This window comes from Spongiimicrobium salis, from assembly GCF_043678055.1.
GTDB classification, from domain to species: domain Bacteria; phylum Bacteroidota; class Bacteroidia; order Flavobacteriales; family Flavobacteriaceae; genus Spongiimicrobium; species Spongiimicrobium salis.
Genome location: NZ_JBHEQA010000001.1, coordinates 826,490 through 845,857, shown reverse-complemented (window position 1 = coordinate 845,857; position 19,368 = coordinate 826,490). Strand labels below are relative to the sequence as shown.

The following is a 19,368-nucleotide window of genomic DNA, read 5'->3' as shown; positions in this document are numbered from 1 at the left end:
GTTCCTATAAAGTTAAAGATTTCAATTTAAAATTCCGCATTTTGTGGTGTTCTTGGAAAAGGAATTACATCTCTAATGTTGCCCATCCCTGTGGCAAAGAGCACCAAGCGCTCAAAACCAAGGCCAAAACCGCTATGTACAGCAGTACCGAATTTTCGTAAATCCAAGTACCACCATAATTCCTTTTCATCGATCCCCAATGCCTTTATTTTTTCGAGCAATACATCCAAGCGTTCTTCCCGTTGTGACCCCCCTACAATCTCTCCTATCCCTGGGAATAGGATATCCATGGCGCGTACGGTTTTTCCATCTTCATTCAAACGCATATAAAAAGCCTTGATATTTGCCGGATAATCAAAAAGAATCACAGGGCATTTAAAGTGCTTCTCCACTAAGAAACGTTCGTGCTCACTCTGTAGGTCGGCACCCCATTCGTGAATAGGGTATTTGAATTTTTTCTTTTTATTGGGCTTGCTGTTTTTGAGAATATCGATAGCCTCAGTATAGGAAACACGTTTAAAGGTGTTCTCCGTGACAAATTTTAATTTTTCGATCAGGGATAATTCGCTGCGTTCCGCTTGAGGTTTGGTCTTCTCTTCGTCCAAAAGGCGTTTCTCTAGAAAAGCCAGGTCATCCGCGCAATGTTCCAATACATACGCTAGTACATTTTTGATGAAATCTTCAGCCAGATCCATGTTATCATCCAGATCATAAAAGGCCACTTCGGGTTCTATCATCCAGAATTCTGCTAAATGTCTTGAAGTATTGGAGTTTTCAGCTCTGAAAGTAGGTCCAAAAGTATATACTTTCCCCAAGCCCATGGCGTAGGTTTCGGCTTCTAATTGTCCGGATACGGTTAAATTGGTCTCTTTTCCGAAAAAATCTTGACTATAATCCACCGTCTTTTCTTCATTCAAAGGCGGGTTTTGGGCATCCAGAGTAGTTACTCGAAACATTTCACCAGCACCTTCGGCATCAGAACCTGTTACAATAGGGGTATGTACATAGTAAAACCCACTTTCGCGGAAATATTGGTGTACCGCAAAAGCCAAGGCGGAACGGACCCGCATCACTGCCCCAAACGTATTGGTGCGTACTCTGAGATGTGCCTGCTCACGCAATTTTTCCAAAGTATGTCTTTTGGGGGAAAGAATGGTTAGCTTCAAAGCTTCAGGATCGGCAGTTCCGTGAATCGCAATTTCCTTTACCTGGATTTCTACAGCTTGTCCCTTTCCTTGACTTTCCACAAGGGTTCCCCTTATTTTTAAAGCAGCCCCAATAGTCACTTGTTTTAGCAAATCCTCATCAAATTCCTCAAAGTCAACTACGCATTGGAGCGTATTTAATGTAGAGCCATCATTCAAGGCGATAAAGCGATTGCTTCTAAAGGCGCGTACCCATCCATTGACAATAACTTCCTGTTGTATAAGATCTCCTGTGAGCAGTGCTGCTATACGATATGGTTTCATCTTGATTACTTCTAAATTTGAAGTGGCTAAGATAGCCTTTTTAAGAAAAAAGATGGCCTATAACAGGAGTATAAATGTGCTTTTTACGATGTAGTGCTATCTTCGTCCTCGCTAGTGTTGCCAAGCTCTTCTTTCGGTAGAATATCGATCTGGGGTTTCTTTAGGGTTTCTTTATTGGCTATGCTTTTTTCTAGGGACAATAGGAGTGAAGGCAATAAGGTGAGATTGGCCAACATGGCAAAAAGCAAAGTAGCAGAGACCAAGGCTCCCAAGGCTACAGTACCTCCAAAATTGGAAATGATGAATACCGAAAACCCAAAGAAGAGCACTATGGAAGTATAGAACATACTTACACCCGTCTCTCGCAGGGCAGCATAAACCGATTTTTTAATCTTCCAATTATTTGCAGTGAGCTCTTGCCGATATTTCGCCAAAAAGTGAATCGTATCATCAACGGAAATACCAAAAGCAATACTAAATACTAGAATGGTGGAAGGTTTAATGGGTACACCTACAAATCCCATGACTCCAGCCGTAATCACTAGAGGCAGTAAATTGGGGATCAAAGAAATAATGATCATCCGAAAGGAACGGAACAAATACGCCATAAAAAGGGCAATGAGTCCAATGGCCAGGGCCAATGAGAGCACAAGATTCTTTACCAAATACTTGGTCCCCTTTAAAAATAATAGGGCATTACCCGTCATATGGACCTCATAACGTTCCTCAGGGAATATTTTGGCGATTTCCTTTAAAAGGTCTTCCTCAATTTCCTCCATGCGGTCCGTTTTTACATCGCGCATATAGGTAGTGATACGGGCCACTTGCCCTGTACTGTCTACAAAACTCTTGAGTAAATTGGCATTATTGGAAGATTTTCGGGCTACATCGGTGATAAAGGTATTTTCCTGGGCCGTGGGCAATTGATAATATTTGGGGATGCCACTGTAAAAGGCTTGCTTGGAATATTTCACCAGATTCACCACTGAAATGGGCTTGGAAAGCTCAGGGATATCATCGATGACCTGACCCAGTCGGTCCATTCGTTTTAAGGTTGCCGGTTTTAGAATTCCCCTTGGTCGTTTAGCGTCTACAACGATTTCTACAGGCATGATGCCTTTAAATTCTTTTTCAAAGAAACGTATGTCCTTAAAAAAAGAAGATTTTTTGGGCATATCCTCAATGGGGCTTCCTGAGATATCTATTTGATAAATTCCTATGATACTGGCAACGAGCAAGGCTATGGAAAAAATGTAAACCGCAATTCTTCGTTCCCTAACAATATTTTCCATCCAATTGACAAAACGATCGATCCATCTTTTGTTCAGATGTTTTAGATGTTTGGTCTTGGGAAGTGACATAAAGCTATATACTATAGGAATGATCAGCAAAGAGAGGATAAAAATCCCTATAATGTTTATGGAAGCAACGATACCAAATTCCTTTAATAATTTACTATCCGTAATAATAAAGGTGGCAAAACCTGATGCTGTGGTAACATTGGTCATTAAAGTGGCATTCCCGATCTTGGATATGACCCGTTGCAGGGACAAGGCCTGATTGCCATGTTTCTTGACTTCTTGTTGGTATTTGTTGATCAGGAAAATGCAATTGGGAATTCCAATGACAATGATCAAAGGTGGAATTAAGGCGGTCAATACGGTAATTTCATACTGTAGCAAGCCAAGGATGCCAAAAGCCCACATTACGCCAATAATTACAATACACATAGAAATAAATGTGGCCCTGAAACTACGGAAGAAAAAGAAAAAAATTAAAGAGGTGACTGCTAGGGCCGCACCAATGAATTTTCCAATCTCATCAATAATATTTTGGGAGTTTTTGGTGCGTATGTATGGCATTCCCGAGACACGCACATCCATTTGGGTCTCTTTTTCAAAATCATTGACCAGGTTTGCCAAATCTTCCAGAATAAAGTCTTTTCGCACGGCAGTATTTACAATATCCTGATCCATATACATAATGGTGCGGATCGTCTTAGTCTCTTTATTGTATATGAGATTCTCATAAAAGGGCAAATCATTGAGTAGGTGCTCCACAAGGCTGTCCACTTCCACTTTTGTTTCTAATGTGGATTCAAGAAAGGGCTTGAGGACAAAAACTTCTTCATTGTCGTCCTTGACCAATTCTTGTAAGTTATCTGTGGAAAGCACAAAATCTACCTCTGGAAAGGCTTCTAGTTGCTTACTTAGTTTGTTCCAGCGTTCAAATTTGGATGGCGTGAATAAGGCACTATCGCTAATGGCCATTACAATGGTATTCCCTTCTTCTCCAAAACGCTCCAAAAAAGCTTGGTACTCTTGATTTACAGGATGGTCATTTGGTAAGAGATTGGCCTGAGTGTTGGAAAAACGCATTTTTTCCCATTGGAAGCCCAAGAAGACAGTAATTGCGGCAATGCCAATTAAGATCAGTATTCTATTTCTAAGGATAATTCGTGCTGTTTTGGCCCAAAATCCCTGTGTTAGCTTAGCTACCATTTAAATGTGTTGACTCAAACGAATCCCCTGTATCAATACCATATTGAACCTGGGTAACATACCATTAAAATATGCACATCGCATGCTTTATTTTTCCTTGCGCAAAGGTAAAAAAAGATTGTGAAGCACCTCTATAACCCTGAGGGAGTTTTGGATAAAAATTATGAGGTACAAAAAAGACCTAGATTTTGGGTGAAAACAAAGGGTTTTGTGCGCGTTTTTGTGTACAAAAAAAGGGATGGCATTTAGACCATCCCTTATAAAATCATAGAGAAGCAATACCTATACTTTCATTATTTCTGCTTCTTTTATACTTAAAAGATCGTCTATTTTTTTACTGAAGGTATTGGTTAGTTCCTGAACATCTGCTTCCGCATTTTTTAATACATCTTCAGAAACTTCCAGACTGCGAAGTTCCTTATTGGAATCCTGGCGTACATTTCGAACTCCTATTTTGGCATCTTCCGCTTCCGCTTTTGCCTGTTTTACCAAATCCCGTCTTCGTTCTTCGGTCAAAGGAGGAACATTAATGATAACCGTTTCTCCGTTGTTCATTGGATTGAATCCAAGATTTGCATTCATGATTGCCCTTTCTATTTCTTGAAGCATGCTTTTTTCCCATGGCTGCACCGAAATGGTTCGGGCATCCGGCGTATTCACATTGGCTACTTGTGATAATGGTGTTTGGGACCCATAATAATCCACCATAACATTGGACAACATCACGGGGCTGGCCTTACCCGCTCTAATTTTCACAAATGCCTTTTCCAAATGTTTTATAGAGCCATCCATACTCTCTTTTGTAGTATCTAATATAAAGGTAATGTCTTCGTTCATATATTAAATTTCTGCGATCTCGAAAACTGTGTCGGGATCTAAGTTTAGTTTCCTTTTCTAATTAATACACCCATCATATACCGTACCAAGCTATAAGTCTACCACGGTGCCTATATTTTCCCCAGCAACGATTTTCAATAAATTCCCTTTTTTGTTCATATCAAAAACAACTATGGGAAGTTCGTTTTCCTGGCTTAAGGTAAATGCAGTGGTATCCATAACTTTCAACCCTTTGGTAAGTACCTCATTAAATGAAAGCGTTTCAAATTTGGTAGCGTTCTTATCCTTTTCGGGGTCGGAAGTATAGATTCCATCTACGCGTGTTCCCTTTAAAATAACATCGGCTTCCACTTCTATGGCCCTTAAAACAGCAGCTGAATCCGTTGTAAAATATGGATTTCCTGTTCCTCCACCAAAGATAACGACTCTTCCCTTTTCCAAATGACGCATGGCACGCCTTCGGATAAAAGGTTCGGCAACTTCGTTAATTTTAATGGCAGATTGCAAACGGGTTTCAATGCCCTTGTCTTCCAAGGCTCCTTGTAATGCGAGACCATTGATTACCGTGGCCAACATTCCCATATGGTCTCCTTGTACACGATCCATTCCATTGCTGGCACCGGACAAGCCTCTGAAAATATTGCCTCCACCTATTACTATGGCTACCTGTACACCTTTGTCGACAACAATTTTTATTTCTTCGGCATATTCCGAAAGTCGCTTTGGGTCTATCCCATACTGTCGTTCGCCCATTAAAGCTTCACCACTCAGTTTTAAAAGTATACGTTTGTATTGCATTGTTATGGATTAAAATCAAGCAAAAATAATCAAAATAATTTATGGAAGAGCTCCGTACTATGCTTATATCTGGCAATAATTTTTTAAATCCTAAGCATCAGTTTGATATTATTTTATATTCTTGTAACATAATCGTTGACATCGCGTCAAATACAAGGTTCAAATAAAAGAACTTCATAATCAATAGAATTTAAAAACGGTATTTATGAAAAAAATAATAATGCTATTGACCTTAGGGGTACTGGTATATAGCTGTGGGGGATCCAAAGCTTTGGTTACAGCAGCGAAAACACCTATGGCGACTACCATAGATTTGGTCAATGTTAAAGATGACAAAGTTACCGTTGTGGTGAATCCTGGAGCTTTTACGAAAGATGATGTCAGCTTCTATATCCCAAAAACAGTTCCTGGAACTTATAGTTCTGACAATTATGGGAAATATATTGAGAACTTTAAGGCTTATGATTATAAAGGGGATGAGCTCGCTGTGAGCAAGAAAGATGAAAATACTTGGGTCATCGCAGAGGGAAAGAAGCTGGATTGGGTAAAGTATGAAGTAAACGATACCTATGATACGGAGAGTGAAGTGGCAGATGCTGTTTTTTCCCCGGCAGGAACCAACATTGCCAAAGGAGAGAACTTTATGCTGAATCTACATGGTTTTGTTGGGTATTTTGGAGGATTGAAAGAAGTGCCCTATTCCATAACCGTTGATGTGCCCGAAGGGTTGACCGCGACTACGTCCTTGGAAAAAGTCACTGTTCCCAATGGGAAAGCCAATCAAGATCATTTTAAGGCAAGCCGTTATTTTGAAGTTATTGATAACCCTATTTTGTATGCCAAAGCGGATACGGAAACCTTTCAAATCAATGATATCGCAATTACCTTAAGCGTATATTCTCCTAATAATTTATACACGGCGGCGAGCCTGAAGGATCGTATGCAAAAGATGATGGGGGCTCAAAAATCTTTTTTGGGAACTATCAATAGTACAAAACACTATACGATTTTATTGTATTTATCCACATTGGGAGAAACCGATGCCACAGGCTTTGGCGCATTGGAACATCATACGTCAACAGTAGTGGTCTTGCCCGAACAGATGGCTAAGGACAGATTGGAACAGGCTATGGTAGATGTTGTTTCCCATGAGTTTTTTCATATCGTAACACCTTTGAGTGTGCACTCTAAAGAAATTCAGTATTTTGATTTTAACGATCCAAAAATGTCGGAACACCTGTGGATGTATGAAGGAACCACCGAATATTTTGCCAATTTGTTTCAAATTCAACAAGGCTTGATCGATGAGGCGGAGTTTTACAATAGGATTATGGGTAAAATAACCAATGCCAAGGCGTATGACGATGCGATGTCTTTTACAGAGATGAGCAAGAATGTTCTGGAGGATCCGTATAAAGACAATTATAACAATGTCTATGAGAAAGGCGCTTTGATCAATATGGCTCTTGATATTACCTTGCGGGATTTAAGTAATGGAGAGAAGAGCGTACTGTGGTTAATGAAAGAACTTTCCAATAAGTATGGTAAAATGACCCCCTTTAACGACAGCGATTTACTCGATGAAATTGTGGCCATGACCTATCCGGAAGTGCGTACCTTCTTTAATACACATGTGGTGGGCGAAACGCCTATTGACTATGATGTCTTTCTGAGTCGAGTAGGACTTACCAAAGGGTCTGAGGAAAAAGAAAGTGGTTATTTTTTAGATGGTAATATTCCGTTTATCGATGTGGATCAAGCCAATAATAACGCTATTTTTATTCGCAAGGGAATTACGTTGAATAGTTTCTTTAATAATCTGGGAATTCAAGGGGGAGATGTCATCAAGAGTATCAATGGTACCGCCATTACCTTGGAGTCCATACGGCCCATCATTGGTCAAAGCTTTGGTTGGACTCCGGAGACTGAAGTGAAAATGGTAGTGGAACGCAATGGGGAAGAACTTCAGATAGCAGGAGCTGTGGGGAAACCCATGCTCCAAGTAGAAACTATAAAAACAGCTCCAAATGCTTCAGATGAACAAAAGAAGCTAAGGGAGATTTGGATGAAAGGATAATAAGAAATAAAGTAATAGTTGAAAAAGCGGTTCCGTAAGGAGCCGCTTTTTTTATGATAAATAAGGAGTATCTTAAAAGAAAATAAAATTTTTTGTAACCTTTTTAAAAAGGGGAAGTTTACCCTTTTGAAAATTGAAACACAAGAATGCAAACACTAACCGACAATGCATTAATGCTAAAAGTAAAATCTGGGGAACTAGATAAATTGGGCTTGCTTTACGAACGTCATAAGAGACGTGTTTTTGGGTTCTTTTACAATATGAACGGTAATGCAGCTTTAAGTGAAGATCTGGTACAGAATGTATTTGTACGAATGTTAAAATACAAACATACCTTCACTGGAGAAGGTTCATTTATGGCTTGGATGTTCCGCACGGCTCGAAACGTAAACTTTGACCATTATAAGAAAAATAAAAAAAATAGGTATCAAAGTGAACTCAGTGCGGTAGATTATAAATTAGAGAGTACCGTGAATGTTGAGGAAGGAATTATCAAAAACGATAATCTGAGTCTGTTGAACAAAGCTATGGAGCGATTATCGGTCGAAAAACGGGAAATATTGGTCTTGAGCAAATACAAAGAAATGAAGTTTAGTGAAATAGGGGAGGTTCTTGGTTGTTCGGAGGGCGCAGCAAAAGTGAAAGCACATAGGGCTTTAAAAGATTTGAAAGGAATTTTTATGCAATTGGAAAATAAACAGTGATGGAGGATATGGATAAAGAGCAGTTTGAGATTTGGGCAATGGAATACTTGTCGGAAAAATTGGATGAACAAGGGAGCACGGCATTTGAGGAGTTTTTGGGGAAACATCCAGAATTCCAAGAAAACTTTGAATCGGTATCAGACGCATGGTCAAGAATGGATGACTTTGCCTTTCCGGAACCTTCTGTAGCTATGGATGAAAAGTTTTATGAAGTACTCTATGCAGAAATGGAAAAAGAGAAAGCTAAACCTGCGGCTTGGATGACCAATCTGAGAGATTATTTTGGGTTCTTATTCAAACCTCAATTGGCCTATGGTTTGTTGATATTAATTGCAGGTTTTGGGTTGGGACAGTATATGAGTTCAGGAGAAGATGGGCAGAACGCGAAAGGAGCCTTGACCGGTACGGAGGAAACGCAGGAGGTTAGAGAGCAATTGGTACTGACCTTATTGGAGCAGCCTTCAGCCAATAAACGACTTCAAGGCGTCAATGAGGCTGTAAAATTCAAAGAAGCAGATGATAAGGTCATTAAAGCCTTATTGAAGACGTTGAATAACGATGACAATGTAAATGTACGCTTGGCGGCTATAGAATCCTTAGTAAATTATTTGGATAACCCTATAGTAAGGGAGGGACTGGTAGCATCTATCGTACAACAAGACTCGCCCATTGTTCAAGTAACCCTTGCCGACCTTATGGTAAGCTTGCAAGAGAAAAAATCTATAGAACCCTTTAAGAAATTAATGCGAACATCGGAACTGAACGGAGCAGTGAAGCAAAAGCTCGAAAAATCAATACGGGAAATTATCTAGTTTATTCATCAATAAAGTGCATGATCACATGCCATAATCAAATTACGAACAGTTAAAAACAAATCAAATGAAAACAAAAGTGAGGTATGCCTTCATTGTAGTAGCACTACTAGTGCAATGTGTTACGGCACAGGAAAAAGAGTTTAAAGAAAAGATCAATAAAGAAATCGCTTTTACTACGGAAAGTGCAGAGAATACATTGATCGTACAGAATCTTAATGGATCCATAACCGTAGAAGGTTATAACGGTACCGAGATTCAATTGGTGGTAGAGAAAACCATTCAAGCAAACAGACAGTCAGACGTAGATTTAGGGAAGAAAGAAATTGGACTGGAAGTAGAGAAGCAGGGGAATGAAATTGTGATTTATCCTAGGATTCCCAATATTGAATATAAGAATGGCCATTTAAACTCAAGTTGTAACAATAATTATGAACGTTTGTCCTACGATCACCAAATGGATTTTACTTTGAAGGTGCCCAAGGGAATCAAACTAGTAGTGGGAACTGTAAACCAAGGGGAAGTAGAGGTAACGGATATGGCAGGGAAGTATATCAAAGCCAACAATGTAAATGGAGGTATTGTGCTTACGAATGTTACCGGACAGACCGATGTTCATGCGGTGAATGGAGAGGTACAGATATCCTATGCGAAGAATCCAGAAGCACCATCAAGATACTATGCATTGAATGGGGATATCAACATTGCATATCAGAAAAACTTGTCCGCTGCAATAGCCTTTAAGAGTATGAATGGAGAATTGTTTACGGATTTTGATGTCGTAAAACAATATGCCAAAACATCTAAGAATTCTTCAAATAAGAAAGGGAAAATAAAATTTAAGTTCGAAGCCAGACCTATTGTGGAAATAGGTTCCGGAAGTTTGGATCATAATTTTGAAACGTTGAATGGAAATGTAATTATCAAAAAAATATAAAGGACTTCACCATGAAAAATATAAAACAAATCATTATCGCTTTTGTGTGTTGTATCGTATCTGTGGCGCATGCACAAGAACAAGTAGAATTATTTACGGTTCCTTTAAGTGAACCTGGGAATAAGGGAAAACTGGAATTAGGTCAGATTAAAGGTTCTATTTCCGTAGTGGGCTACGATGGCAACGAAATTATCGTAAAAGCGACTTTGGAAGAACGGAAAACCAGAAACAGTGATGCGGGAAAAGGGATGAAGCGAATTGCAAATTCCTCTCTGTCGATTAGTGCTGAGGAACGAAATAATGTTGTTCAGATTATCAATGAACAACACAACCGAAAAACAGATTTGGAGATAAAAGTCCCGAAGAATTTTGATTTACGATTAAGTACGGTAAATAAGGGGGATATTATAGTTGAAGGTGTGCAGGGAGAAATGGAAATTTCCAATGTTAATGGGGAAATTACCTTAAAGGATATCTCTGGCTCTGCTTCGGCAGACACCACGAACGGTGATATTAAAGTAGTGTTTAATAGCATTACGGAAAATACCAGTATGGCTTTTAGTAGTTTTCAGGGGGATATTGACATTACCTTCCCAGAATCATTAAAGGCCAATGTGAAAATGAGATCGGATATGGGAGAGATTTTTACGGACTTTGATATGGCCATAGAAGATAAAAAACTTACGGTTGAAACCAATAGTAATTCGGATACCCGTAAAATTTCCTTGGAGCAATGGGTGAAGGGAAAGATAAATGGTGGTGGTGCCGAAATGCTCTTTAAGACCTGGCAGGGCGATATTATGATTCGGTCCAATTAAGCCAAAAAAACCTAGTCTAAATCAAAATACGAATCGGATATTCACTCTGGCGGTCGTTTGGAAATGACCGCTAGAGCGAATACACCCTAAAAACAAAGCAATGAAACAAATAGTTACACTTTTGATATTCTTAATGGGGAATAGCTTGACATTTGGTCAATCTTTAGAACAACAGATAGATGATTATATGGATATCAGTATGCAGCGCTATGAAATTCCCGGAGCGGCTGTTGCGGTGATTCAAGACGGAAAAACAATCCATAAGAAATATTATGGAATGGCTGATGTTGAAAAACAGGAACCCGTTACGGCACATACTCGTTTTAAACTGCACTCCCTTTCCAAAGTTTTCGTGTCCACTGCAATTTTTCAGCTCATTGAAAATGGGAAACTCTCTCTAGAAGATGAAATAGGAAGCTATATGAATGAACTCCCAGAAACGTGGAAGGGAATTAAGATTAAGCACCTTTTATCACATTCCTCAGGTTTGCCCGATATGATATTTTTTGATGCTGATAGTGAAGAAGAGCATAAAACGAAGGTGTTTTCAGAGCCCATAGCATTTTCTGCCGGAGACCGTTTTAAATATAATCAGACCAATTTTTGGTTGTTAAATCGCATAATTGCCAAAGTTAGTGGTAGCTCCTTGGAGCAGTTTTTAACAAACCATCAATTTAATGGAGATCACAATGCCTTGGTTTTTGCAGGAGAGAAAGGCATTAGGAAACGGGCTACGGAGTACTTTCCCAATGAGGAAGGCATCGTAGCGCCAAAAATGTATGACATTCCGGAGTACATGTATGGTGCGGCAGGTATTGCGACTACCTTGGATCAGTTCATCGCATGGAATAATGCATTAGATCATAACAAATTACTTAGGGTAGAAACAAAAGCTGGAATGTGGGCACCTTTTGTCTATCAAAACGGTCATGATTTTGCCCATGGTTGGGGAAGAGGAAGCATAAATGGAGAACTTTCCCTAGGATTTTCTGGAGGTACAATAGTGAGTTTAAAGAAGTATCTAGAACAGGATATCACGGTTGTCGTATTGACCAACGGCTATAAGTACTTTCCCAATATCAATGCCATAGCGGATTATATAGGAGGCTTTGCCAATCCTGACTTAAAAGATAAGAGTGCTGTAATTCGGGAAAGGCTGTATACTAGTTTTCTAAATAAATCATTGGGTGTGGCTGTGCAAACGTATCATGAGCAGCGCGCTCAAAATAGTTCGGTGAATTTAGAAACTATGATGAATGGTTTAGGATATGCCTTGGCGGGAAGAAATTTGTTTGATAAGGCCATTGCAGTATTTCAACTCAATACCGAAGAATATCCAGATTCATGGAATGTATGGGATAGTTTGGGGGAAGGGTATGAAATGGCTGGAGATATGGCGAAAGCCATTACCTATTATAAAAAATCCGTAACGCTCAACCCAGAGAATAGTCATGGTCTTGAAAAGTTAAAGTTACTTCAAGAAAAAATAAAGGGTAACGGAAAATGATTTCTATGGATATAAGCATAAAAAAACCGCTTTCGTACGAAAGCGGTTTTTTTTATGAAACATAATGTTTTGTTATCCTAAACTTACACGTTTAAAATCAGAAATAGCAACATCACCATGAGATGAAACATATTTTGCAACATTGATTTTCTCATCTTTAATGAAGTTCTGATCCAATAAACATTGTTCTTGATCTAAAGTAGTGTTGTCTGAAATAAAACGCTCCATTTTTCCAGGAATAATTCTGTCCCAGATTTTTTCTGGTTTTCCTTCAGCAGCCAACTCAGCTTTGGCATCTGATTCCGCCTTGGCCAATACGTCATCGGTCAATTGCGCCATAGAAATATACTGGGGTACGTTCTTTAGGGTTTTTCCTAAACGTCCCAACTCTATATTATCTTTTTCAATGGCCGCAATTCTAGCTTCAGTTTCGGAAGCAACATAGGCGGGATCAAAATCTTTATAGGATAAGGTAGTGGCACCCATAGAGGCAACTTGCATAGATACATCTTTTGCAAGTACTTCTGAGCTATCTACTTTAGCAGATAAACCAACCAAAGCAGCAATTTTATTGATGTGTACATAACTTCCAACATAAGGCGCTTCTATTTTTTCAAATGCCTTAATGTCTAATTTTTCACCAATAACCCCAGTTTGCTCGATTAATTTATCGGCAACGGTCATCCCTCCAAAATCAGCAGCCAAAAACTCTTCTTTTGTATTGTGGTTTAGTGCAAGCTCAGCAAGTTCATTAGCCAATTTGACGAAGTTTTCGTTTTTTCCAACAAAATCGGTTTCACAACCTAGAACGATAGCTGCACCTACGGTGTTGTCAGCATTGGTTTTAGCGATAGCTGCACCTTCCGAAGATTCTCTATCTGCTCTTTTAGCAGCTACTTTTTGTCCTTTCTTACGAAGAACTTCAATTGCTTTGTCAAAATCCCCTTCAGCTTCGACCAATGCATTTTTGCAGTCCATCATTCCTGCACCGGTAGCTTTTCTTAATTTGTTTACTTCTGCGGCGGTAATTTTAGCCATTGTATGATATGTTTTATGATAATGCTAAATATAGATACTGTGTTATCGTATCTCTTTAAGCCAATATTAAATTAATATTCAGTTTAAAAAAAGATATGCCTATTCAACGCCTCCTTTGACGTTATCTTGCCATTCTTTCAGCTCATCCCATTTACCGTCAGCGGCCATCTGAGCCTGCTTAGGCCATGAAGCCGGGTTTTTGGAAGCAAATGTTGAACCTGCCTCAGCCAATACAGCTTTTAATTCCTCTTCTGATTTTCCGGCCAAAATAGCGAATGTGCTGATTTCAGCTGCTTGGAAAATTTCAGCAATCTTAGGACCAACACCTTCTATTTTTGTTAAATCATCTGCGGTTGCAACTGGTGCAGCTTCTGCAGCTACTTTAGGGGCCTCTTCAGTCTTAGGGGCTTCAGCTACAGCCTCTTTAGGGGCAGCAGCTTGTGGTTTAGCTTCTTCCTTACCTTCTTTACCTGCTTGTCTTTCTGATTTGCGCTCTGCCAAACCTGAAGCAACAGCATTAGTAACCTGCGTTAGAATAGCTTCAATGGATTTAGAAGCGTCATCATTGGATGGAATTACATAGTCCACATCTCTTGGGTCGGAATTGGTATCTACCATGGCAAAAATTGGAATGTTCAATTTTTGAGCTTCTTTTACAGCAATGTGCTCACGCATTGTATCTACGATGAATAAAGCTCCTGGTAAACGTGTCATTTCAGAGATAGAACCTAAGTTTTTCTCTAATTTGGCGCGTAAACGATCTACTTGTAAACGTTCTTTTTTAGAAAGAGTGTTGAAAGTTCCATCTTTCTTCATTCTGTCAATGGACGCCATTTTCTTTACCGCTTTTCTAATAGTAACGAAGTTCGTTAACATACCTCCTGGCCATCTTTCTGTGATGTAGGGCATGTTTACTTTAGCAACTTTATCGGCAACGATATCCTTTGCTTGTTTTTTTGTTGCTACAAAAAGTATTTTTCTTCCTGAGGCTGCAATTTTTTTAAGGGCTTCGTTGGCCTCATCTAATTTTGCAACGGTTTTGTAGAGGTTGATTACGTGGATTCCATTGCGCTCCATGTAGATGTAGGGCGCCATGTTTGGATTCCATTTTCTGGTTAAGTGTCCAAAATGAACACCTGCTTCCAATAATTCTTTTACTTCAATTTTGTCTGCCATTTTATTTATAGTTTACGTTCCTTTGAATTAGCAATGCTAAAGTGGCCACCAAATTGATGGGCCTTTAGCATTTAGATGCTAAACTAAATGGGACCTTTATCTCGTAAAGATCTCCATAAATATCGATTGACATATCGATATCTTAATTTACCCGGTATGGGTTATCAATGAACTTATGAAAAAAGTGCCGAAACGATTTCAGCACTTGTATTAAAAATATTTTAACGTTTAGAGAACTGGAATTTCTTACGGGCTTTCTTCTGTCCGAATTTCTTACGCTCTACCATTCTTGGATCTCTAGTCAATAATCCTTCTGGTTTAAGTGTAGATCTATGCTCCACGTCAAGTTCGCATAATGCTCTTGACAAGGCCAATCGGATAGCTTCTGCCTGTCCAGTGATTCCACCACCATATACATTTACTTTTACATCGAAATTGTTTTCATTCTCTGTAAGTACAAAAGGCTGCTTTACTTTATATTGTAAAGTAGCTGTGGTAAAATAGTTGTTCAACTCTTTTTTGTTGACAGTGATATTACCCGTACCTTCGGATACGTATACACGTGCAACAGCTGTTTTTCTTCTACCTATTTTATGAATTACTTCCATTATTTAAGGTCGTTTAAATTAATAGCGGTGGGTTTTTGCGCTTCCTGATCGTGCTCTGATCCAACATACACTCTAAGGTTTCTGAACAAATCAGCACCTAGTCTATTTTTTGGAAGCATTCCCTTAATTGATTTTTCTACGATACGGGCAGGGTTCTTCGCCAAAATTTCTCTGGCAGTTTCAGAACGCTGTCCACCTGGATAACCAGTATAACGCAAATATGTTTTGTCGTTCCACTTGTTTCCGGTCAAATTGATTTTTTCTGCGTTGATAATAACCACATTATCTCCACAATCAACGTGCGGTGTAAAATTAGGTTTATGTTTTCCTCTAAGCAATTTGGCTACTTTAGAAGCAAGACGCCCCAATGTTTCCCCTTCAGCATTAACTAATAACCACTGCTTGTCTACCGTTGCCTTATTGGCCGAAACAGTTTTGTAGCTTAATGTATCCACACTAATATATTTATTGATTAAACATTCCAATCCCTATAAACGGGGTGCAAATGTACAATTATTAACTTGAAATGCAAATGCTTGTTTCAGATTATTTTATAAAATTTTATTTGGCGGTAAGATAAGGCCAAATCCTCCCTGCGAAGATAGATTGAAATAGCGGTTTTTGTTAAATAAAAATTAAAATCCAAAGAAAGGTGTAACTGCTTCCATATTCGCGAGTCCTTACTGTGAATCAATCTAAAACGACAACATGAAACTTCTTATTCCAATGTGCTGCGCCTTTTTTTTGGCGCAGACAACATTGGTGGGCCAAGATACCATCAATACCGTTCCGAAAAAGGTGTATACCACCAAAGCCTTGAACAATTTAAAAGCCCCTGATATTGATGGAATGTTGGATGACGCCTCCTGGGATATCGTAGAATGGACAGGAGACTATATTGAGAATCAACCCGATGAAAACACTGCGCCCAGTTATCAGACCAAATTTAAGATTGTATATGACAAGCGATTTCTATATATAGGAGTACGCTGTTATGATGCAGAACCTCAGAATATCGTTAAGCGCTTATCCAGGCGGGATGGCTTTGAGGGAGATTGGGTAGAGTTCAATATCGATAGCTATCACGATAAACGCACGGCTTTCTCCTTTACGATCACAGCTGCTGGAGTAAAAGGCGATGAATTTATTTCCAATAATGGAGAAGATTGGGATGGGAGTTGGAACCCTATCTGGTATGTAAAAACAAATGTTGACACGGAAGGATGGACTGCCGAATTGAAAATACCGCTAAGTCAATTAAAATTTGGAAGTGGAAAAGAACAGGTTTGGGGATTGCAATCTACCCGACGCTTTTTTAGAGCGGAAGAACGTTCGCTTTGGCAACGAAAACCTATAGATACTCCAGGTTGGGTAAGTGAATTTGGGGAATTGCATGGCCTAATAGGTTTAGAGCCTCAGAAGCAATTGGAGATTCAGCCTTATACGGTTGCCAATAGGGAAACTTTTGAAGCGGAGGACGGGAATCCCTTTAGAGATGGAGACGATAATCAAATTACTGCAGGACTCGATGCCAAAATTGGCGTAACCAACGACCTTACCATAGATCTTACGGTAAACCCTGATTTTGGACAAGTAGAAGCGGATCCCTCAGCCATTGCTCTAGATGGTTTTCAGATTTTCTTTAGGGAGCAACGCCCTTTTTTCGTGGAGAACAAAAACATTTTCGATTATACTGTATCAAACTCCCAAGCGGGCAACACTTTTGGTTTTGATAATGTATTTTATTCCAGGCGCATAGGGAGGAGTCCCCAAGGTTTTCCCAATACCTCGGATGGAGATTTTGTAGATCAGCCCGAAAATACACCCATACTTGGTGCGGCAAAATTTAGTGGGAAGACCCAGGATGGCTGGTCTATAGGGGTATTGGAAAGTGTTACCGCCAAGCGTTATGCTACTATTGCCAATGGCACCGATAGGCGCAAAGAAATTGTGGAGCCGTTGACCAATTATTTTGTCAGTCGAATTCAGAAGGATTTTAATGAGAACAATACCTTCATTGGAGGGATTTTTACGGCAACGAACAGGGATGCCCTAACGGAAAGAGTCAGTTTTTTACACCGTGCTGCTTATTCGGGGGGACTTGATTTTAAGCATCAGTGGAATGAAAGGGACTGGTATTTGGAAGGAAGGTTTATATGGAGTCATGTCCTGGGAAGTGCCGAAGCCATACAAAATACACAGGAGTCTATTACGCATTTATTCCAGAGGGTAGGTGCGGATCATGTGGAAGTGGATCCCGACAAAACTTCATTGACGGGGAGTGGTGGAAACTTAAAAATAGGTAAGATTGGAAATGGTCATTGGAGATTTGAATCGGGGGCAACTTGGCGTTCCCCTGAATTGGAGTTGAACGATATAGGATTTCAACGGCAGGCAGATGATATCAGACACTATACCTGGGTAGGCTATCAAACTCTAAAGCCCGATAATAGTTTTAGAAGAGTGGGAATCAATTACAACCATTGGAGCGTATGGGATTTTGGAGGGAATCATAATAGTTTACGCTTTAATACCAATACATGGCAAAACTGGAAAAACAACTGGTTTTCCAACATAGGGTTCAATTACGCTCCCATTCAATATTCCAACTTTGCCCTAAGAGGTGGCCCCCGATTACGACAATCCCCCGAAATTGGCTTTTTTAACAGCGTGGGCACGGATGGCCGTAAAAAAGTACGTTTGAATATGTTCCATAATGGCCGCAAGGCTACCGATAATTCATACGAATCCTATAATATAGGTTTCGGGGTAACGTATCAACCTATAAATGCCCTTAGCTTTTCGGCGAGACCTTCCTACAATATCAATAACGATCAATTGCAATTTGTAAGCAATATAGATGTGAACGGGGATACGCGATATCTCAATGGTACTATTGCCCAACGCACTTTGAGCATGTCTTTCCGAATGAATTATAATATCAATCCTAATCTCACCATACAATATTGGGGGCAACCTTTTATTTCCAGAGGCAGGTATTCGGATTTCAAAGTGGTGGATAATGCCGAGGCCGCTCGCTTTGAAGATCGATTCTCAGCCTATGGGGGTGGACAGATACAGCTAAACGAAGGCACGTATAATGTAGACGAAAATTTGGATGGTGTAACGGATTTTAGTTTTGGTGATCCGGATTTCGCTTTTGTGCAATTCCGATCGAATTTGGTGGCGCGTTGGGAGTACATCCCGGGCTCGGAGATCTTTTTGGTCTGGTCTCAAGATTTATCGCGTTCAGGGAATCCCCAAGATGGACTTTTTCAAGGCTTGGAGAATACCATTTTTGGCAATGAAAAACCTCAAAATATTTTCTTGATCAAGGCAACATATCGATTTATTCTTTAAAATTATATAGAGTATGCCTCTGTTAAGTGATGAAAATGGAGATTAATCTGACTCTTGGTCGGGGATACCCTGTATTTTATAATAAGAACTTTGAAGTTTTCAAATATACCGATTACATTTACGCCCTAATGAAAAACGAAAATTAAAAAACAAAGTAATGAAACGTAATCTGTTAATTTTATTTTTAGGGACCATGTTCATTTTTTCCTGCTCCAGTGATAGCGAAGTAGACACTTCCGGAGAAACGGAAACACCTCCTGTGGAAGAAGTAAATCCGTTAGTGGGTATTTGGGATTTTTCCGGTTTAGATCTTACTGGGGTCGACGCTACAACGGAATTGGTGTTGATCAATGGTATTTTGACCGCATTGATAGATGATGGCTGTGATATCTCTACCTTGACCTTCAATGAAGACGATACCGCCGTTGTTGAATTCAGGGATTTTTCCGATCAACTTGCCGGCTTAGGCGGGGGCATTCCTATGATAAGCTGTCCTGAAACCTTGCTTACCGAAGAAGCTACATGGAGTTTGGAAGATGATCAATTGACCATCACTCAAGATGGGGAAGAACAAGTGCTTACGGTAGTCTTGGAAGGAGATACCTTGACTATTCCAGCAGAGCTTATTGATGAAAATACCTTGGCAGGGACAGGTGCTGTTTTTACAAGAAGATAATTACATACAGGAACATAATATTTGTCTAAAGTGGGTTCTCATCGGACCCA

At 39.6% G+C, this 19,368-nt stretch carries 16 protein-coding genes; 8 read left to right on the top strand and 8 right to left on the bottom strand.

Features of this window, described 5'->3' with window-relative positions:
• Positions 1 to 26 precede the first annotated feature (26 nt).
• The 4 genes from asnS to pyrH form a co-directional block, all read right to left on the bottom strand.
• A complete protein-coding gene (gene asnS, locus ACEXOE_RS03805; protein WP_394747399.1) occupies positions 27 to 1,469 on the bottom strand; it encodes an asparagine--tRNA ligase in 1,443 nt (480 codons plus the stop codon).
• A gap of 83 nt (positions 1,470 to 1,552) precedes the next feature.
• Entirely contained in the window at positions 1,553 to 3,970 is a 2,418-nt protein-coding gene (locus ACEXOE_RS03800; protein ID WP_394747398.1) for an efflux RND transporter permease subunit, read from the bottom strand.
• A 282-nt stretch (positions 3,971 to 4,252) separates the two neighbouring features.
• Positions 4,253 to 4,807 carry a ribosome recycling factor gene (gene frr / locus ACEXOE_RS03795; RefSeq protein WP_394747397.1) on the bottom strand — a complete coding sequence of 185 codons (555 nt, stop codon included), beginning with the start codon at positions 4,805 to 4,807 and terminating at the stop codon, positions 4,253 to 4,255.
• 90 nt (positions 4,808 to 4,897) lie between these two features.
• The gene (gene pyrH, locus ACEXOE_RS03790; protein ID WP_394747396.1) at positions 4,898 to 5,605 is read right to left on the bottom strand and encodes a UMP kinase; all 708 of its coding nucleotides are present in this window, start codon (positions 5,603 to 5,605) and stop codon (positions 4,898 to 4,900) included.
• Between the two features lie 205 nt (positions 5,606 to 5,810).
• On the opposite strand from pyrH, the gene ACEXOE_RS03785 reads away from it, so the two are divergent.
• From ACEXOE_RS03785 to ACEXOE_RS03760, 6 genes are all read left to right on the top strand, one after another.
• Positions 5,811 to 7,682: a M61 family metallopeptidase gene (locus ACEXOE_RS03785; protein ID WP_394747395.1), complete on the top strand. Its 1,872-nt coding sequence runs from the start codon at positions 5,811 to 5,813 to the stop codon at positions 7,680 to 7,682.
• A gap of 146 nt (positions 7,683 to 7,828) precedes the next feature.
• A complete protein-coding gene (locus ACEXOE_RS03780) occupies positions 7,829 to 8,386 on the top strand; it encodes an RNA polymerase sigma factor (protein ID WP_394747394.1) in 558 nt (185 codons plus the stop codon).
• Positions 8,386 to 9,198 carry a HEAT repeat domain-containing protein gene (locus tag ACEXOE_RS03775; RefSeq protein WP_394747393.1) on the top strand — a complete coding sequence of 271 codons (813 nt, stop codon included), beginning with the start codon at positions 8,386 to 8,388 and terminating at the stop codon, positions 9,196 to 9,198. The genes ACEXOE_RS03780 and ACEXOE_RS03775 overlap by 1 nt, the downstream gene beginning before the upstream one ends.
• 67 nt (positions 9,199 to 9,265) lie before the next feature.
• Positions 9,266 to 10,135 carry a DUF4097 family beta strand repeat-containing protein gene (locus tag ACEXOE_RS03770; protein ID WP_394747392.1) on the top strand — a complete coding sequence of 290 codons (870 nt, stop codon included), beginning with the start codon at positions 9,266 to 9,268 and terminating at the stop codon, positions 10,133 to 10,135.
• An 11-nt stretch (positions 10,136 to 10,146) separates the two neighbouring features.
• On the top strand, positions 10,147 to 10,953 hold the full coding sequence (locus ACEXOE_RS03765; RefSeq protein WP_394747391.1) for a DUF4097 family beta strand repeat-containing protein: 807 nt from the start codon (positions 10,147 to 10,149) through the stop codon (positions 10,951 to 10,953).
• A 100-nt stretch (positions 10,954 to 11,053) separates the two neighbouring features.
• Positions 11,054 to 12,460, top strand: coding sequence for a serine hydrolase (locus ACEXOE_RS03760; protein WP_394747390.1), 1,407 nt, complete (start codon positions 11,054 to 11,056; stop codon positions 12,458 to 12,460).
• 72 nt (positions 12,461 to 12,532) lie between these two features.
• Here the strand turns inward: ACEXOE_RS03760 and tsf are convergent, their stop codons facing one another.
• The 4 genes from tsf to rplM all read right to left on the bottom strand — a co-directional run bounded on the left by tsf (position 12,533) and on the right by rplM (position 15,737).
• Positions 12,533 to 13,498: a translation elongation factor Ts gene (gene tsf, locus ACEXOE_RS03755; protein ID WP_394747389.1), complete on the bottom strand. Its 966-nt coding sequence runs from the start codon at positions 13,496 to 13,498 to the stop codon at positions 12,533 to 12,535.
• 99 nt (positions 13,499 to 13,597) lie between these two features.
• Positions 13,598 to 14,674 (bottom strand): 30S ribosomal protein S2, encoded by a 1,077-nt coding sequence (gene rpsB / locus ACEXOE_RS03750; protein ID WP_394747388.1) that lies wholly within the window; start codon positions 14,672 to 14,674, stop codon positions 13,598 to 13,600.
• 221 nt (positions 14,675 to 14,895) lie between these two features.
• The gene (rpsI, locus tag ACEXOE_RS03745) at positions 14,896 to 15,282 is read right to left on the bottom strand and encodes a 30S ribosomal protein S9 (protein WP_394747387.1); all 387 of its coding nucleotides are present in this window, start codon (positions 15,280 to 15,282) and stop codon (positions 14,896 to 14,898) included.
• Entirely contained in the window at positions 15,282 to 15,737 is a 456-nt protein-coding gene (rplM, locus tag ACEXOE_RS03740) for a 50S ribosomal protein L13 (RefSeq protein ID WP_394747386.1), read from the bottom strand. Before rplM ends, rpsI begins: the two co-directional genes overlap by 1 nt.
• Before the next feature lie 253 nt (positions 15,738 to 15,990).
• On the opposite strand from rplM, the gene ACEXOE_RS03735 reads away from it, so the two are divergent.
• Positions 15,991 to 18,642, top strand: a complete 2,652-nt coding sequence (locus tag ACEXOE_RS03735; protein WP_394747385.1) for a DUF5916 domain-containing protein — start codon at positions 15,991 to 15,993, stop codon at positions 18,640 to 18,642.
• Positions 18,643 to 18,799: 157 nt separating this feature from the next.
• Positions 18,800 to 19,318, top strand: coding sequence for a lipocalin family protein (locus tag ACEXOE_RS03730; protein WP_394747384.1), 519 nt, complete (start codon positions 18,800 to 18,802; stop codon positions 19,316 to 19,318).
• Positions 19,319 to 19,368: the final 50 nt, after the last annotated feature.